The organism is Halomonas sp. DP3Y7-2, assembly GCF_019800795.1.
In the GTDB taxonomy this organism is placed as follows: Bacteria; Pseudomonadota; Gammaproteobacteria; order Pseudomonadales; family Halomonadaceae; genus Halomonas; species Halomonas litopenaei_A.
Genome location: NZ_JAHVKJ010000002.1, coordinates 96,739 through 112,696 on the forward strand (window position 1 = coordinate 96,739; position 15,958 = coordinate 112,696).

Genomic DNA, 15,958 nt, shown 5'->3' on the forward strand with positions numbered 1-15,958 from the left:
TGGAGCCCTTTCGTGCAACAACTGACACAACAGTTCATCAACAACACCTGGGTCGACAGCCATAGTCGTCGCCGCCTGGCCGTGACAGATCCTTACCGCCAGACCCAGATTGCCGAAATCACCGCGGGAGATGCCGCCGACGTCGACGCCGCCGTTGCCAGCGCCAGGGCGGCACTTCCGGCCTGGCAAGAGCTGGGGGGGCATCGACGGGCGGACTACCTGGAGGCCATTGCCGCGGCCCTGACGTCCCGCCGGGAAGCGCTGATGCGCATATCTTCGACCAATAATGGCAAGGCCCTGGCCGAGGCGGCCATCGACCTCGACGATGCCATCGCCTGCTATCGCTACTACGCCACCCAGGCACGCGCTCTGGAAGACCGCCAGGGCCGCCTCGTCGACCATGCCATGGAAGGTGTCGACGCGCGTCTCTACGAGGACCCGGCCGGCGTCGTGGGTCTGATCACGCCCTGGAATTTCCCGCTGGTCACCAGCGCCTGGAAGATCGCTCCCGCCTTGGCGGCGGGCTGCACCATCGTGTTCAAGCCTTCCGAAGTCACCCCGCTGCCCGAAGTGGCCATCGCTGAGATCGCCGCCGACATCAAGCTTCCCGCCGGGGTACTCAACCTGTTGCTGGGTGATGGCGAGGGCATTGGTGCCCCCCTGTCGGCCCACCAGGGAGTCGACAAGCTGTCCTTCACCGGCAGCAACGTGGTCGGCGAAAAGGTGATGCAGGCCGCGGCCCATGGCGTGCGAGGCGTTTCTCTGGAGCTGGGCGGCAAATCGCCGATTCTGGTACTGGATGACGCCGATGTGGATGCCGCCGCCGACTGGGTCATGGCCGGGATCTACTTCAACTCGGGGCAGATCTGCTCCGCCACATCACGCCTGATCGTGCATCGGTCTCTGGCAGAGCCCCTCTATCAGGCACTGGCAAGTCGGATCGATGCCCTGACCCTCGGCGACCCACTCGTCGAAGGCACCGACATGGGACCGATGACCAGTGCCCGACAGCGTGAAGCCGTGGAGCGCTATCTTGAGATGGCCCGCGAGGAAGGCCTCACCGTCGTGCGCGATGGCCGTCACCGCGACCTGCCCGCTCAGGGCGAGTTCATCGCCCCGACCCTGTACCGGGACGTGCCGACCGACAGCCGCCTGTGGCGTGAAGAGATCTTCGGCCCAGTGCTGTGCGCGCGCAGCGTGGACAGCGAAGCCGAGGCGATCGCGCTTGCCAACGACAGCGCCTTCGGACTTGCCGCCACCGTGATCTCTGCAGATGTCGACCGCGCCAAGCGGGTTGGACGCGCGCTGCGTGCCGGCAGTATCTGGTACAACTCGGAGCAGCTGGTCATGCCCGAAGCCAGCTGGGGTGGTTTTGGCGCCAGCGGCATTGGCCGTGAACTAGGACCCTGGGGCATGTCCGGCTACCTCGAGGTCAAGCATCTGATTGGTCCCGCCGGCTGATCCCTCATCTGTAGATCCCCTCACCCATAGATCCCCACCCTCAGCCCCCCTGCTGGCGCCTGCCAGCAGGGGGGCTCGCACGGCTTACACCGCGGCGTTGGCGTTTGACTCCCTCGTCGGTGATCGTGCCTCGGCGACGAGCAAGCCTGAATGACGGGCAAATATGCCAACCCGGGTAGTTTTCCAAAAGGCTTAGTTCGTAAGAGAACGCCTCTTTCGTTACACATTACCCATTGTTTAAATCATTACCACGTTGTGTTGACGCCAAGGCTACACCCTTCAGTAGCAAACAATTACTGCCAACACATCATATAACGTTATTTACCTTACCAGTCCCGGATGACTGGTGACCTTTTGACAAATAACTCGGGGCAACTTTTCTGCCCCCCTGCACTTTCGCCCCACCGTATTACCAGTGATGCCAACACCCGACATCTCCGCGGCGAGTCGTATGTTATATCCACCCGACTTCAAGGAAGTTGACCACATGTCTACAGACCAAGAGAAGGCAACCTCGCCACAGGCAACGTCTGAAACATCCCACCCACCAGTCTCCAATACCGACTCGGAGCATGGCTCAGCTATGACCCAGCACGGCTCCGAGAAAAAGACGGGATGGTGGTCCACACGTGGCCGTATCGGTCGGGTCACCTATTTTAACCGCACCACATTGTCCTCTCTGATGGTCAACGGGCCCTACATAGGCGCTGTGGCTTACGCGGTGACTACACAATCAGCAGCAGCAGAAGCAATACTAGGTACAGTACTATTGTTAACGATCGTGCTCTCTATACCTCTCACCGTCTGTTGGACTCTTCAAGCCAAACGCCGCATTAATGACCAGAATCGATCGGGTTGGCTGCTACTTCTCGCTCTGGTTCCATTGGTCAATCTTGCAATCTTCATCATGCTCTACTGCGTCAAGGGCTCCAGTGGTGAGAACCGGTATGGTCCAGCGCCTGAACCACCGACATCCTCCGGCATGACGCTGTTCTGGTGCTTGCTCGGCCTTATCCTTCTGCCTTTTCTCGTTCCTCTCGGGGTGCTGCTTTGAGCATGGTTGGCTTCACCGCCCGTCGACTCTGCTAACGCAGAAAGCGCTGGATAAATGATGCGAGCGATGACACGCCAGCACCCATAGCGATAAGGCCCCGACGATAACGTCGGGGCCTTTTTGGTTTCATCGCTGCAGCAGCGTCCTGAGTCAGGCGGTGGCGGCGAGATCCGCCCCTGCCCGGCGCTTCCTCAGCCAGATCGATAGCGCCAGCACCACCAGCATGGCCCAGGGGTAGGGCGTGAAGAAGGAGGCAAACGCCGACGGCGCTGCCACACCATTCTGAACGGCAGTCGCGGCAATGACCTCCTGCCACACCGCTACCACGATGTGCCAGGGCAGCAGGAAGAACACCGTACATACCGCACAGTCCATCAGGTTGGCGGCGCGGGCGGGGGAGATACCAAACTGCTGGGCCAGACTCTTGACCAGCCCCGGCCCCACCAACAGAAGCGCCGGAGCATTGGCCGACAGCGGTGTAGACGCCGCGATGGTCACCGCCACGATGCTGGTCTCGGCACTGGCACGGTCCTTGACCAGCTTCTTCTTGGTGCTATCCAGCAGGCGCTCCATCAGACCGGTATCCAGGATCACCTGCGTCAGCGCGAGCACCATCAACGCAAACAGAACGGCGCCTGTCACCGACGCAATGCCATTCTCGATCAGCCCGGTGCTCTCGCCCCGCGCCTGGGGCAACGAGAACAGGTCACCAAGGCCGATGGCACCGATACCCAGGGCGCACGCCATGGCCACCAGGTTGCCGATAAACATCGCCTCGACAATATGGCGGCGCTTCATCGCGAACACCACCACCGCCGCCAGCGGAATCAGCATGACCAGTCCCGAGGCATGGCCGGTCGGCACCTCGGCCGTTGCGGAAGACGCCTCACCACTGGCGCCGAACAGCATGAAGATCACCATGGATATCCCTGCTGCCGACAGCGCCAATGGCAGCCGGGTACGGATCACATCGGCGATCTCGGCACCCTGGGTGTAGGAAGAGACGATGGTGGTATCCGACACCGGCGACAGGTTGTCACCAAAGGCAGCACCGGACAGGATCGCCACCGCCAGCATGGACGGGTCGGCCCCCAACATCACCCCCGCCGGGTACAGCACCGGTGACAGACCAATGACGGTGCCGGTACTCGTCCCCGTACCGAGAGCAAATACCATGGCCATGGCGAAGGCAATCAGGGTAAAGGTGGCCCCCTCTGCACCAATGGACGCGCCTAGCCACATCAAACCATCGATCAAGCCACCCGCGGCCATCAACTTGCCGAATACACCGGCCAGCAGCCACAGGGCGATAATCGCCGTTGCGGTGGAGTTGCCCATTCCCTTGAGCAGACTGTCGCAGTAAGCGGAGCGCTGCCGACAGAGAAACAGTCCGACGCCCATGGCCACCCAGGCGCAGGCCCAGAACGGCTTGGTCCCGGCACGCTCGAATACCGACAGGTAGATCAACCCCGTCACGAGTACCAACAATGGCAGTAGAGCGCCGAGGGTACCCCCGCGGAAGGATAAGGGTGGAGGAGAAGCGGCTGTTGAGGCTTGAGTTGTCATGGTTCAGTGACCTTTGTTGTGTTGTTGTGTGTCAGGGAGGACATTGCGTCATAACACCGACGCTCAACTTCCCAGTCCGCCGAAGACCACCACCCCCAGCACGATGGCCAGCAGCAGCAGGGTCTCCAGCACCATCAGGATGACCGGCTCCCAGCCGACCACTGCAAGCTTCTGAAAGGAGGTCTTGATGCCCAGGGCGGCGATGGCGGTGACCAGACACCAGCGCGAAAGGGCCGACAATCCGTCATTCACGCTGCCGGGAATCAGCCCCAGGCTGTTGACCAGCACCAGCGCCACGAACCCCACCAGAAAGCCCGGCAGCATCGGTACCCGACGCTTGCCCTCGCCTTGATCCTTGCGCGAGGCTCGATAGAGCCAGCTGAACACCATCACCACCGGCACAAGCATGGCCACCCGCACCAGCTTGACCAGAGTCGAGACATCCCCGGTCTCGTCGGAGATGATGTAGCCCGCGCCCACCACCTGGGCCACGTCGTGGATGGTGCCACCGAGAAAGATGCCGGCCTGGGTATTGGCGAGGTCCAGCACCCCCACCAACAAGGGGTAGGTCACCATGGCCATGGTGGACAGCGTGGTCACACCCACCACCGTAAGGATGGTGTTGCGCTCGCTGGTCTCATTTTTTGGCATCACCGCCGACAGCGCCAGCGCCGCCGAAGCCCCGCAGATCGCCACCGCACCTCCGGTCAGCAGGCCGAGATCACGCTGCAGGCCAAGCGCCCGGGCCAGCAGACCACCGGCGCAGATCACCAGGCCCACCGCGGCGAGCACCGTCAGCACCGGGCCGAGCCCCAGATCACCGACCTGCTCGAGCGTCATGCGCGCACCCAACAATGCCACACCCAGGCGCAGTACGGTGCGTGCGGCGAACTCGATGCCCGGCAGGCAGCGTCCCTCCTCGCTCAAGAAGTGCAGCGACATGCCAAATAGCAGGGCGTAGAGCAGGGTCGGTCCACCGTAATGGTCAGCGATAAAGGTGGTGGCCAGGGCGATGGTCACGCATACCAGCAGCCCTCGCCCGACAGGACTGAGGGACGACAGCCGGCGCGTCAAGCGCCGCCATGGAGCCACCCCACAAGTGGATGAAGATGACGAAGTCATGATGCAACTCCCGAACACGGACGTAAGCCAACCCGTCCTGCCGACAAATTCGGCAGGAGGCAAACAATTCTTGGAGGAACAGGATGACGGTATTAGCCACCGTCTCAATTGATGACAGGTATCAGCCGCCTGTCGCCGCGACAACGACGTCCTCGGCCAGCACCTGTACGCTATCGATGATCGGCACATGACCATCGAGGGCATCGCGGATTACCGACAGCTCAGTACAGGCCAGTACCAGCACGTCGGCGCCACGCGACTGGACGTCGCGGGCCGCCTCAACGAGAGCGGCATGGGTGTCGGGCGCGGGCCCGGCACCACGCTTGACCGCACGGATCACGTCAAGCACTCGGCCCTCGTTCTCGGGGTAGACCAGACTTAGCCCTCTGTCCTCGACAAAGCCTTCATAGAGACCGATCTTGCGCAGTGCCGGCGAGCACAGCATGCCCACCCTGGCGCCGGGCATCTCAGCGGCAATCCGGTCCAGGGTGCGCTCGACGATATGCCACACCGGAATGTCCACCGCCTGCTGGGCATCCGACCAGTAGTAGTGGGCAGTATTGCAAGGCATCACCAGAAAGCCACAGCCCGCCCGCTCCAGCCGCCTGGCCATGGCGGCGATGGCAGGCGCCGGCGATTCGCCATCGCCATCGATCAGCGCCTTGATGCGCGATGGCACCTTGGGATTGTTATCGACCAACAGGTGTACGTGGTCGATGTCGTCCTCGCCGGGCGTCACCTCGATGACCTTCTGCATGAAGGCCACTGTGGCGTCCGGTCCCATGCCGCCGAGGACACCGACCATCAGGTGGTCGCTGATCCCGCTGGGGTTATCGATTGCTGGTGTCATGGGAGTTCCTTGAATAAATGGGACAGCGTCAGAAGCCGAGCAGATTGGGCAGCCACAGGCTGATCTGGGGGAAGAACGCCAGCAGCAGCGCGATGATCACCATCGAACCCACCAGTGGCAGTGCACGGACAGATATCTTCTCGATGGAGACATTGGCGATGGAGGAACTGATGAACATGTTCTCGCCCAGTGGCGGCGTCGAGAAGCCGATGCCGAGGCTGACCACCAGCACGATACCGAAGTGCACGGGGTCGACGCCGAGTTCCACCATCACCGGCAACAGCACCGGCGTAACGATCATGATGGTGGCCAGGATCTCGATGAACATCCCGACGATTAGCAGAAAGCCGATCACCAGGATCCACACCAGCCATAGGCTATCGGTGATTTCCAGGATGCCCTGGGCAATCATCGCCGGGATGTGGTTCTCGACCAGGATGCGGCCGAAGGCGGTAGCGGTGAACATGATGATCAACACCCGTCCGGTCAGCCAGGTGGTGCTCTGGAAGGCCTCGTTGAGCCCGCGCAGTGACGACTCCTTGTGGATGAAGACACCGACGAACAGGGCGTAGAAGATCGACACCACGGCCGCCTCGGTGGGGGTAAACATCCCCGAGTAGATGCCGCCCAGGATGACCACCGGCGCCATCAGCGACCAGAAGCCATCCTTGAGCACCGCAAACACCCGCTTGCGATCGTAGGAAGTTCCCTCGGTCTGGTAGCCGTTACGCTTGGCAATGATGTAATTGGCCACCATCAAGCCGCCTCCCAGCATGATGCCGGGGATGACGCCGGCCATGAACAGCGCCGAGATCGATTCATTGGCCGTAACGCCATAGATCACCAGCGGCATGCTCGGTGGAATAACCACCCCGAGACCACCGGCGGTGGCGGTGATCGCCGCCGGATAACTCTTGCCGTAGCCGCGCTCGATCATCGCCGGTATCACCAGCATGCCCACCGCCGCGGTGGTGGCAGGTCCAGAGCCCGAGATCGCGCCAAAGAACATGCAGGCCATCACCGCCGCGGCGCCCAGCCCGCCTGCGGCGGGGCCAGCCAGCTCCTCGGCGATCAGGATCAGGCGTCTGGCGATGCCGGCATCCCCCATCAAGGCGCCTGCCAGGATGAACGACGGCAAGGCCATCAACGGAAAGGAATTGATGGCGGAAAAAGCCAGTTCGATCAGCGAACTGAGATCGTCGCCGTTGAGCACATAGACGGCCATGGAGGCCACGCCGAGGGACACCACGATGGGGGTGCCGAAGAACAGGAGTCCGGCGAACATGGAAAACAAAAGGGTTGCAGCCATGACTCAGCCCTCCGCCTTGGACGGTGCCTTGCCGTCGTTCAAGTGGCTTTCTTCCTCGGTGATCCGGGACACCTCCTGGGCGTCTACATCGCCGGGCTCGATGCCCTTGACCAGTTTCAGGTACTGCACCTGCAGCACGCGAAGTGCCATCAAGGTAAAGGCGATGGGGAACACAAAGTAGACGTATGCCAGCGACCAGCCCAGGGCCGGAGAGTTGTAGGGAAACTCGAGCAACAGTCCGATCAAATCCAGACTCTTGTAGGCCAGCACCAGGCAGAAGGCGACCCAGATCAGGTCGACCAGCAGCAGCAGGGTGTTGGCCACCTTGCGCGGCATCAGCTTGATATGGGTCTGCAGGCGGTTATGCGCGCTCAAGTGGGCGGCGTGGGCCGCGCCCAGAAAGACGAACCAGACGAAAGCGTAGCGCGCAAGCTCTTCGATCCAGGCCATCCCGATCCCCAGGGTGACCCGCATGACTACCTGGACGAACAGCAGAATGACGAACAGCCCGAGCAAAAAGCGACAGGCGTAGTCTTCGATATAGTTGAGTTTGGCCAGCATGGAGGCCTCCTTCCCGACGGGAATGCAGCAGCAATGACAACGAGACCCGGGCGGCGGTCAGCGACCGCCGCCCGAGACGGCTACGATCAGTGACCGAGCGCCGCCTGCATTTCCTCGAAGGCTTCCTGGCCGCCGATATCCTCGTAGAACTGCGGCCAGACTTCTTCCTGGGCGACGCGGATCCACTCGTCCTCGTCTTCCAGGGTGGCCACCTCAACCCCTTCCGCTTCCATGGCAGCACGCGCCTCGGAGGCCTTGGTCAGCTGGAACTGAAGGGCGTAGAGCTGCGCCTCCAGCCCGGCGCGATCGATAATCTCGCGCTCCTCGTCAGACAGTCGCTCGTAGCTGCGCACCCCCATCACGATAGGCTGCAATGAGTACTGTGCGTGAAGCTCGGTCAGATGATCCTGAACTTCGTGAAACTTCATGGTGCTGTTGACGATGTAGGGGTTGTCCTGGCCATCGATCACCCCCTGCTGCAGCCCGGTGAAGACTTCCGGCCAGGACATGCTGATGGGGCTGGCACCCCAGGCCTCGTAGCTGGCCAGCATGATCTCGTTCTGGGGAACCCGCACCTTGAGCCCCTCGACGTCGGCTAGCGTCGTCACCGGTCGCTGGGAGTTGGTCAGGTGGCGGAAGTTGGAGTACAGCCAGCTGACGATATGCACACCGGCCTCTTCCTCGGCGATGGCATTCCACTGGTCAGCCAGTGGACCAGTAGTGGCCTTGACCGCATCGGCGTGACTGCGCAGTGCGTAGGGCATGGTCAGGGCACCCAGGCGCGGGGCGTAGGGGGTCAGGTTGCCGACACCGATCAGGGCAAAGTCCAGCTTTCCGATACGCGTGTCCTGGATCATCCCGGTCTCGGAGCCGAGCTGGCCACCTGGGAACAGCTCGACCTGCATCTCGCCATCGGACAGCGACTCGACCAGCTCCTCGAAACGCTGGGCCAGGGCCCCCTGGTCGGAATCCATGGGATCGCCCATGCCGACCTTGAGGGTCTTGGCTTCGGCGGCGGTGGCGGTGGTCGCCATGACGATGGCGGCGGTCAGTAGAGTCTTCTTGAACATTGTTATCACTCCCGAAATCTCGTTATTGATGTTGTTCGGCGTGGCTCAGGACGAGCCGATCGCCTGGTCGGGCGTTGCCTTGGGGTGGTGCACCGCCTGATCCATGGCGGAACTCATCAGCGCGACGATGTCGTCGCAGTCTGTCTGGTCGAAGGTCAGCGGCAGGCGCAGGTCGCACAGGGTGGCCAGAACCCGGTCCGCCACCGGCAGGGGGCGGGTATCACGCAGATAGCCCCAGCTGTCGTAGCGACTGGTGTAGTCCTCCGGCAGGGGCTTGCCGTACCACTTCAAAGGAATACCGCGGGCCTCGCAGTCTGCGACGAAGTGCGCGATGGTGGCGGCATCCAGCCTCGGCAGGCGGAACTGGATCGAACTGCCGACGAAGTCCTCCTGCTCGTGGCGCACTATCGTCTGCACCTGAGCCATGTCGCCCAGTCGCTGTTCCATGCGCCGATACAGCGCATTCCAGCGCTGCTTGCGCTCTTCCATCTCGGCCAACTGAGGACGCAGGATGGCGGCGCGCAGGTTATCCATGCGGCCACTCATGTTGGGGGTCATCAAGCGGGTGTCGCCGTAGCTGTCCGCCGCGGGCGCGGCCAGGTGACGATCGAACAGCATATAGGAGCCGGACAGGATCACCGCGCGACGCATGACCTCGGCGTCAGAGGTGGCCAGCAGGCCGCCTTCACCGGAATTGATGTGCTTGTAGGTCTGGGTGCTGAAACAACCAACCTTGCCGAAGGTGCCGCTGGGCCGACCGTCGTAGGCGGCGCCCATGGTATGGGCGCAGTCCTCGATCAGCACGATCTCATGGGACCGGCACACCTTGACGATGGCGTCCATGTCACCGATGTGCCCGCGCATGTGCGACAGCACAAAGAATCGGGCACCGCTTTCGCGGGCGGCGCGATCCAGGTCGTCGGGATCCACGGTGGTGTCATCGCGGATGTCGACCAGCACCGCTTCTCCCCCCGCCGCAACGATACTGCCGGGCACCGGGGACAGGGTGAAGGCGTTGCACAGCACCCTGTCGCCAGCCTCGAGGCCGCAGGCGCGCAGCGCCAGCTGCAATGCATAACCGCCGGAGGCGCAGGCCAGTGAATAGTCGACACCAAGGCTCGCGGCGAACTCGGACTCCAGCAAAGCGGTTTCGCCGGCCTCGCCTTCGGCCAGGTTGTAGCGATGCAGGCGACCACTCTTGAGCACAGCGACTGCCGAGGCGATGGCGTCGTCAGAGATGGCTTCCTGCTGGGTGAAGGATTTGGCAAAACGGCGCATGGCAAGCTCCTTCGCGGACGACTCAGTAACGATCCTGACGGTGAACAGGGAAATCCCACTCCTGCTCGGGGAAGTACTTGGCCAGGCGCCAGTCACAGGCTCGGGCGTGGCCTTCCATGCCCTCGGTACGGGAAATCCGGGAACCCACCGCGCTGAAGGTCAGGTTGGCCTCGACGCTCAACTGCTGGGTGGTCAACACCTTCATGAACTTGTGGACATTGAGGCCACCGGAGTAGCGCCCGGCACGCTTGGTGGGCAGGATGTGATTGGTGCCGGAGCACTTGTCACCATGGGTCACGGTGCTGCCTTCACCCAGGAACAGCGAGCCATAGTTGCTCAGGTGTTCTTTCCACCAGTCCAGGTCCTCGCACAGCACCTGCAGATGCTCGCAGGCGTACTGATCGCTGATCTCGACGATTTCCTCGCGGCTGTCACCGACGATAACCTCGCCGAAGTCCCGCCAGGCGGCGTGGACGATCTCGGCGTTGGGCATGTCGTCGGCGACCTTGGGCAGGATCTCCATCACTTCGCGGGCGATGGCCTCGCTGGTACTGAATAGCCATACCGGTGAATTCGGGCCGTGCTCGGCCTGGGACACCAGGTCGACGGCAATGGTCATGGGATCGGCGGACTCGTCGGCGATGATCGCCGACTCGGTGGGGCCAGCGAACACATCGATCCCCACCTCACCGAACAACAGGCGCTTGGCTTCAGCCACGTAGGCATTGCCGGGACCGACCAGGATATCGGCCTCGCGACCGCCGAACAGGCCAAAGGCCATGCTGGCCATGGCGTGAACGCCGCCCATCTCGAGGATCATGTCGGCGCCGGCCACATGCATGGCGTAGGCCACCGCCGGGTTGATGCTATCGCCCCGAGGCGGCGAGCAGGCCACCACGTGTTCAACGCCGGCGGCCTTGGCGGTGGCCACGCTCATCAGCGCCGAGGCGGCGTGGGCATAGCGCCCACCGGGTACATAGCAGCCGGCGCTGTGTACCGGCAGCACCCGCTGACCAAGCCGCACACCGTCTTCGGTCTCGATTTCAAATGACGTCAGGCTGTCGCGCTGGGCCTCGGCAAACCGTTTGATCTGGCGATGGGCGAAGTCGATATCGTCCTTGACCGACTGCGGCACGCTGTCGATCAACTGGCGTCGCTTGTCGTCGCTGAGCACGAAATCCCCGGCCCAGCCGTCGAACTTCTCGGCGTACTCGCGCACCGCCGCCTCGCCACGGGCGCGAATATCCTCGAGCATGCCGCGTACGGCTTCGGTGACGCGCTGGTCCTCGGCGGCAACGCCTGCGGCGGCCTCCGCCTTCTTGAGATGACGAATTGTCATTGTTATCTCCGAATGTCGTCGTCCAGGGCGCCCGAACGCAACGGGCGCCAACTCCGAATCACTGTGGGCTCAGCCCTTGTAGTCGGGGAAGTCGAAGGCATCGGGATAGCCGAACAGCGCGACGGCACCGCCGGTGTGCAGGAAGACCACGTTCTCGTCTTGCTTGAAGTGGCCCTGGCGGATCAGGTCGATCAGCCCGGCCATGCCCTTGCCGGAGTACACCGGGTCCAGCAGGATGCCTTCGTGACGGGCCAGCAGGGTGACCGCCTCGATCATGCTGTCGGTGGGCACACCGTAGCCCTCGCCCACGTAGTTGCAGTTGGCAACCACCTGCTCGCGGCTGACCACGCCGGATAGGCCCAGCTTGGCCTCGGTCTTCTGGGCCAGGGCGAAGACGTTGGCCTCCTGCTTGTCCTTGGGCGCGCGCACGCCGATACCAAGCACCGGGATGCCGGCGTTGCAGGCGGCCAGGCCGGTCACCAAGCCCGCCTGGGTGCCGGCGCTGCCAGTGGCATGCACCAGATGATCGATACGCAGGCCCATGTCGTTGGCCTGGGCCAGCAACTCCAGGGCGGCATTGACGTAGCCCAGGGCGCCGATCTCGTTGGAGCCGCCGCCAGGGATGATGTAGGGCCTCTTGCCTTCGCTCTTCAGACGGTCGGCCAGGCCTTCCATCTCGGCGGCCATGTCGGCACCGCCCGGGCGCTTCTCGACGCTAGCGCCGTGGAGCTGATCGAGGAAGACGTTGCCGTTGTGGTTGTAGTTGGGGTCTTCGCTGCCGGTGCGGTCTTCCAGCAGGATGTGACAGCCAAGGCCCAGCTTGCAGGCGGCGGCCACGGTCTGGCGGGCGTGGTTGGACTGGGTGGCACCCTGGGTAATGATGGTATCGGCGCCCTTTTCCAGGGCATCGGCCATCAGGAACTCGAGCTTGCGCGTCTTGTTGCCGCCGGTGGACAGGCCGGTGCAGTCGTCACGTTTAATCCACAGGCGCGGGCCGCCCAACAGCTTGCTCAGGTTGTCCATCGGCTCCAGCGGGGTGGGCATATGGCCGAGACGGACACGGGGAAAACGGGACAGGTGCATACGGGCCTCCAGGCGAGTCATTGTTGGCATTGGCGTGCTCTCTTGACGACCTACGTCGAAAGAATCGGCAGGCAATGGGCCCACCACCGAGCGTTCGCCTCCAAGGTAAAGGGCCTATGCAGAAGTCGACCAATGCCAAGTTGCTCGGCAGTTGTTAAATTTTTGCATAGCAACCAGACTGGGCCAGGGATTCGCCACCTGGACAGAACAAAACACCAATGAAGATCGAGTGGATAGAGGATTTTCTCGAACTTATCGACGCCGGCACCTTCTCCCTGGCCGCCGAACGGCGCCACGTGACACAGCCGGCCTTCTCGCGACGTATCCGCCAGCTGGAAGAGTGGCTCGGCGTAGCCCTGATCGATCGCAGCACCTCACGACTCGAGCTGACCGCCCACGCGCGTACCTATGAGCCTCAGCTCCGGGAGTGGCTGGCCCGGCTCTACGCCATGCGCAGTCGACTCAGAAGCGATGCCCGCCAAGGGCCCAGGGCCATCCTGACGACCCAGCACACCCTGACCGTCAGCTACCTGCCGCGGCTGCTGCGTCACTTGCGTCATCACGCGCCGGAGGTGGGGCTGCAGATCACCTCGTCCGACCGCAGCCAGTGCATTCATGACTTCGAGCAGGGCAAGGCCGACCTGCTGCTGTGTTCGGAGCTCGAGGGGGTGCCGCTGTTCAGTGACAGCGACCACATCGAGCGGTTGTCACTGGGTGTCGAACGCCTGCTGCCGGTGTGCGCCCCCGACCACCATGGTGGCCCGCTACATCCCGTCGAACTGGGGCAACGCCTGCCCTTGATCGGCTACGACCCGGACAGCTTTCTGGGCCAGGCGCTGGCCGCGCCCTACCTGCTGGAGGCCCAGCGTCACTACGAGATCGAGCTGGTGTGCGAGACCGCCTTTACCATCGGCATTCGCCAACTCGCCCTGGCTGGTCTCGGTATCGGCTGGCTACCCCACGGGCTGATCGAGGAAGACCTGGAAAGCGGCAAGCTCGTGTCCATGCAGGAGACCCTCGGCGGTCCCTACCTCGAGGTAGCCTGCTACCGTCACCGGGATGAAGAGGCCGTTGCGGCCCCCCTGTGGCACCTGCTGGAAGAGCGCCCACCGGCGGTATAGCGTTGTCATCAGGACGTGCGGATGGCCTCTCCCCCCTGGGGAGCGGCAGACAGGGTGAGCTCGATGGCGTCGTGACGCCAGTACTCGTCGTCGCAGTCGATGGCTCGGCCGTTCTGGTCATGATTGATGCGGGAAATGCGCTGGGCGGGACTGCCTCGCACGGCGTTCAGCGCATCGGCGCCGGCGCTGGACAGCACGCAGGTGCCAAGCTCATAGCTGACCCGGCCAACCCGGATGCCGTACTCGCGCCGGTAAAGCTCGGTCAGCGACTCCCGCGCTAGATCGAACTCGAGAATCTGTGGAAAACAGCTTGGCAGCAGATGATGCTCGACGTAGAGCACCCGACGCTCGTCCACTAGTCGGGCACGACAGATTCGATAGACCGGCGCGTGTTCGGCAATACCCAAACGCCGAGCGACCACTGCGGGTGCCGAGACCTCTTCAGCACTCAGCAGCAGGGTGCGGGCACTGCGCTGCTGCGAGCGCACCATCTCGTGAAACGGCAGGCAGGCCAGCAGGTCATAGCGAAGCCGTGGCGGCGACACAAACCAGCCGCGCCGATTCTCGCGATAGACCCGCCCTTCTGCCTCCAATGCATTGAGCGCTTCGCGCAACGTGATACGCGTTGTCCCGAAGCGGGTCATCAACTCGCGCTCGCTGGGAAGCCGGCGCCCCTTCTCACTTCGAGCCTCAGCCAGCACCGGTTTGAGGCGCTCTTGCAGCGATCGATCCATGCACATACCGATGTTTAATAAGAGAAAAAATGACGCTCGCCGATCTACACCTATCCTTCTGGTATAGACCAATTGAGCCATACGCCACAGTCTAGTGACTTCACCATGACATCGTGGTGACACTCCTGTCGTCGTAGTGTCTGCCGAAGGCTTCATCGCCAACCAAGGATTGAGACAAGACTGCCATCACACTGACACGGCGCTGTCATGAAGGCTCCTTAGGGTTAGGCACAGCGGAAACTGATCTAGACCAGAAACGCACACCGGTTTCCGTCGCCTTCACGCCCCCTGACCCGGAGACCCTCCCGTGAACGTCACTTCTCTGCGTTACCCGACCCTGACCGCCCTGGCCTGCGTTGGCCTGATGTCCACCGCTGCCCAAGCCAGCTCCGCCGAGCTTGAGTCTCTGATCGAGGCCGCCAAGCAGGAAGGCCGCGTCGACAGCGTCGGCATGCCCGACACCTGGGCCAACTGGAAGGACACCTGGGCTGACCTGGACAGCGTCTACGGCCTGGCACACAGCGACACCGACATGAGTTCCGCCGAGGAAGTCGCCAAGTTCAAGGCTGAGGGTGAGAATGCCACCGCCGACATCGGCGATGTCGGCTTCGCCTTCGGTCCCATCGCCGTGCAGCAGGGCGTGACCCAGCCCTACAAGCCCAGCACCTGGGACCAGATCCCTGACTGGGCCAAGGACGAGGATGGTCACTGGATGCTCGGCTACACCGGCACTATCGCCCTGATGATCAACAAGAATCTGGTCGACGAAGACCAGCGTCCGGGCTCCTTCGCCGATCTACGTGAAGGTGACTACTCAGTGTCGGTGGGCGCGGTAGGCCAGGCCTCCCAGGCCAACAATGCGGTGCTGGCCGCTGCCTATGCGGCAGGCGGTGACGAAGGCAACCTGGCGCCGGGACTCGAGCTGTTCGCCGAGCTGGCCGAGCAGGGCCGCCTGTCGCTGGCTGACGTGTCCATCGCCAACCTGGAGAAGGGCGAAGTGGAAGTGGCCCTGCTGTGGGACTTCAACGCCTTGAACTATCGTGACCAGATCGACCGTGACGCCTTCGAGGTGGTGATTCCGTCCGACGCCTCCGTCACCTCAGGCTACGCTACCATCATCAATGTACACGCCCAGCATCCCAATGCGGCCAAGCTGGCCCGTGAGTACATCCTGTCCGATGAAGGTCAGTTCAACCTGGCCGAGGGCTACGCTCGCCCGATCCGCGCCGAGCACCTGACCCTGCCCGACGAGATCGCCGCCAAGCTGCTGCCCAACGAACAGTACGCCAGCGCTCGCCCGATTCAGGACTTCGCCGCCTGGGAACAGAGCGCCAAGGTGCTGCCGCGCCAGTGGCAGTCGGACGTTTTGATCCACCAGCAGTAATCACGCCACTTACCACCCCCCTGGGC

General features: G+C 62.9%; 14 protein-coding genes. 4 read left to right on the forward strand and 10 right to left on the reverse strand.

All coding sequences use genetic code 11. The features are described 5' to 3' along the window. The first annotated feature begins 12 nt into the window (after positions 1-12). Together KUV45_RS03685 and KUV45_RS03690 are read left to right on the forward strand one after the other, a co-directional pair. A complete protein-coding gene (locus KUV45_RS03685; protein WP_222164099.1) occupies positions 13-1,461 on the forward strand; it encodes an aldehyde dehydrogenase family protein in 1,449 nt (482 codons plus the stop codon). Positions 1,462-1,948: 487 nt separating this feature from the next. Then, positions 1,949-2,515, forward strand: coding sequence for a DUF805 domain-containing protein (locus KUV45_RS03690; protein ID WP_222164100.1), 567 nt, complete (start codon positions 1,949-1,951; stop codon positions 2,513-2,515). 150 nt (positions 2,516-2,665) lie between these two features. Here KUV45_RS03690 and KUV45_RS03695 read toward each other — a convergent pair whose 3' ends face one another. The 9 genes from KUV45_RS03695 to KUV45_RS03735 all read right to left on the reverse strand — a co-directional run bounded on the left by KUV45_RS03695 (position 2,666) and on the right by KUV45_RS03735 (position 12,723). After that, a complete protein-coding gene (locus KUV45_RS03695) occupies positions 2,666-4,081 on the reverse strand; it encodes a Na+/H+ antiporter NhaC family protein (RefSeq protein WP_222164101.1) in 1,416 nt (471 codons plus the stop codon). 63 nt (positions 4,082-4,144) lie between these two features. Further along, a complete protein-coding gene (locus tag KUV45_RS03700) occupies positions 4,145-5,203 on the reverse strand; it encodes a YeiH family protein (protein WP_222164102.1) in 1,059 nt (352 codons plus the stop codon). Positions 5,204-5,324: 121 nt separating this feature from the next. Next, positions 5,325-6,053 (reverse strand): aspartate/glutamate racemase family protein, encoded by a 729-nt coding sequence (locus KUV45_RS03705; RefSeq protein WP_222164103.1) that lies wholly within the window; start codon positions 6,051-6,053, stop codon positions 5,325-5,327. Between the two features lie 28 nt (positions 6,054-6,081). Continuing rightward, entirely contained in the window at positions 6,082-7,362 is a 1,281-nt protein-coding gene (locus tag KUV45_RS03710) for a TRAP transporter large permease (protein ID WP_222164104.1), read from the reverse strand. 3 nt (positions 7,363-7,365) lie between these two features. Then, positions 7,366-7,923 carry a TRAP transporter small permease gene (locus KUV45_RS03715; RefSeq protein ID WP_222164105.1) on the reverse strand — a complete coding sequence of 186 codons (558 nt, stop codon included), beginning with the start codon at positions 7,921-7,923 and terminating at the stop codon, positions 7,366-7,368. Between the two features lie 86 nt (positions 7,924-8,009). Continuing rightward, positions 8,010-8,993, reverse strand: coding sequence for a TRAP transporter substrate-binding protein (locus KUV45_RS03720; RefSeq protein ID WP_222164106.1), 984 nt, complete (start codon positions 8,991-8,993; stop codon positions 8,010-8,012). Positions 8,994-9,038: 45 nt separating this feature from the next. After that, the gene (locus KUV45_RS03725; RefSeq protein ID WP_222164107.1) at positions 9,039-10,271 is read right to left on the reverse strand and encodes a DegT/DnrJ/EryC1/StrS aminotransferase family protein; all 1,233 of its coding nucleotides are present in this window, start codon (positions 10,269-10,271) and stop codon (positions 9,039-9,041) included. A gap of 22 nt (positions 10,272-10,293) precedes the next feature. Continuing rightward, on the reverse strand, positions 10,294-11,610 hold the full coding sequence (gene hisD / locus KUV45_RS03730; protein ID WP_222164108.1) for a histidinol dehydrogenase: 1,317 nt from the start codon (positions 11,608-11,610) through the stop codon (positions 10,294-10,296). Between the two features lie 69 nt (positions 11,611-11,679). After that, on the reverse strand, positions 11,680-12,723 hold the full coding sequence (locus tag KUV45_RS03735) for a D-cysteine desulfhydrase (RefSeq protein WP_224852152.1): 1,044 nt from the start codon (positions 12,721-12,723) through the stop codon (positions 11,680-11,682). 188 nt (positions 12,724-12,911) lie between these two features. Here KUV45_RS03735 and KUV45_RS03740 point away from each other — a divergent pair, with 188 nt between their 5' ends. Then, positions 12,912-13,814, forward strand: coding sequence for a LysR family transcriptional regulator (locus KUV45_RS03740; protein WP_222164109.1), 903 nt, complete (start codon positions 12,912-12,914; stop codon positions 13,812-13,814). An 8-nt stretch (positions 13,815-13,822) separates the two neighbouring features. On the opposite strand, the gene KUV45_RS03745 is transcribed toward KUV45_RS03740, so the two are convergent. Next, positions 13,823-14,548 (reverse strand): UTRA domain-containing protein, encoded by a 726-nt coding sequence (locus KUV45_RS03745; protein ID WP_224852153.1) that lies wholly within the window; start codon positions 14,546-14,548, stop codon positions 13,823-13,825. A gap of 307 nt (positions 14,549-14,855) precedes the next feature. On the opposite strand from KUV45_RS03745, the gene KUV45_RS03750 reads away from it, so the two are divergent. Beyond that, positions 14,856-15,932 carry an ABC transporter substrate-binding protein gene (locus KUV45_RS03750; protein ID WP_224852154.1) on the forward strand — a complete coding sequence of 359 codons (1,077 nt, stop codon included), beginning with the start codon at positions 14,856-14,858 and terminating at the stop codon, positions 15,930-15,932. Positions 15,933-15,958 lie beyond the last annotated feature (26 nt).

Excerpts from the sequence above, each read along its gene's own strand:
- KUV45_RS03690 (WP_222164100.1), top strand. The coding sequence starts at position 1,949 with ATGTCTACAGACCAAGAGAAGGCAACCTCGCCACAGGCAACGTCTGAA.
- KUV45_RS03695 (WP_222164101.1), bottom strand. The coding sequence starts at position 4,081 with ATGACAACTCAAGCCTCAACAGCCGCTTCTCCTCCACCCTTATCCTTC.
- KUV45_RS03700 (WP_222164102.1), bottom strand. The coding sequence starts at position 5,203 with ATGACTTCGTCATCTTCATCCACTTGTGGGGTGGCTCCATGGCGGCGC.
- KUV45_RS03705 (WP_222164103.1), bottom strand. The coding sequence starts at position 6,053 with ATGACACCAGCAATCGATAACCCCAGCGGGATCAGCGACCACCTGATG.
- KUV45_RS03710 (WP_222164104.1), bottom strand. The coding sequence starts at position 7,362 with ATGGCTGCAACCCTTTTGTTTTCCATGTTCGCCGGACTCCTGTTCTTC.
- KUV45_RS03715 (WP_222164105.1), bottom strand. The coding sequence starts at position 7,923 with ATGCTGGCCAAACTCAACTATATCGAAGACTACGCCTGTCGCTTTTTG.
- KUV45_RS03720 (WP_222164106.1), bottom strand. The coding sequence starts at position 8,993 with ATGTTCAAGAAGACTCTACTGACCGCCGCCATCGTCATGGCGACCACC.
- KUV45_RS03725 (WP_222164107.1), bottom strand. The coding sequence starts at position 10,271 with ATGCGCCGTTTTGCCAAATCCTTCACCCAGCAGGAAGCCATCTCTGAC.
- hisD (WP_222164108.1), bottom strand. The coding sequence starts at position 11,610 with ATGACAATTCGTCATCTCAAGAAGGCGGAGGCCGCCGCAGGCGTTGCC.
- KUV45_RS03735 (WP_224852152.1), bottom strand. The coding sequence starts at position 12,723 with ATGCCAACAATGACTCGCCTGGAGGCCCGTATGCACCTGTCCCGTTTT.
- KUV45_RS03740 (WP_222164109.1), top strand. The coding sequence starts at position 12,912 with ATGAAGATCGAGTGGATAGAGGATTTTCTCGAACTTATCGACGCCGGC.
- KUV45_RS03745 (WP_224852153.1), bottom strand. The coding sequence starts at position 14,548 with ATGGATCGATCGCTGCAAGAGCGCCTCAAACCGGTGCTGGCTGAGGCT.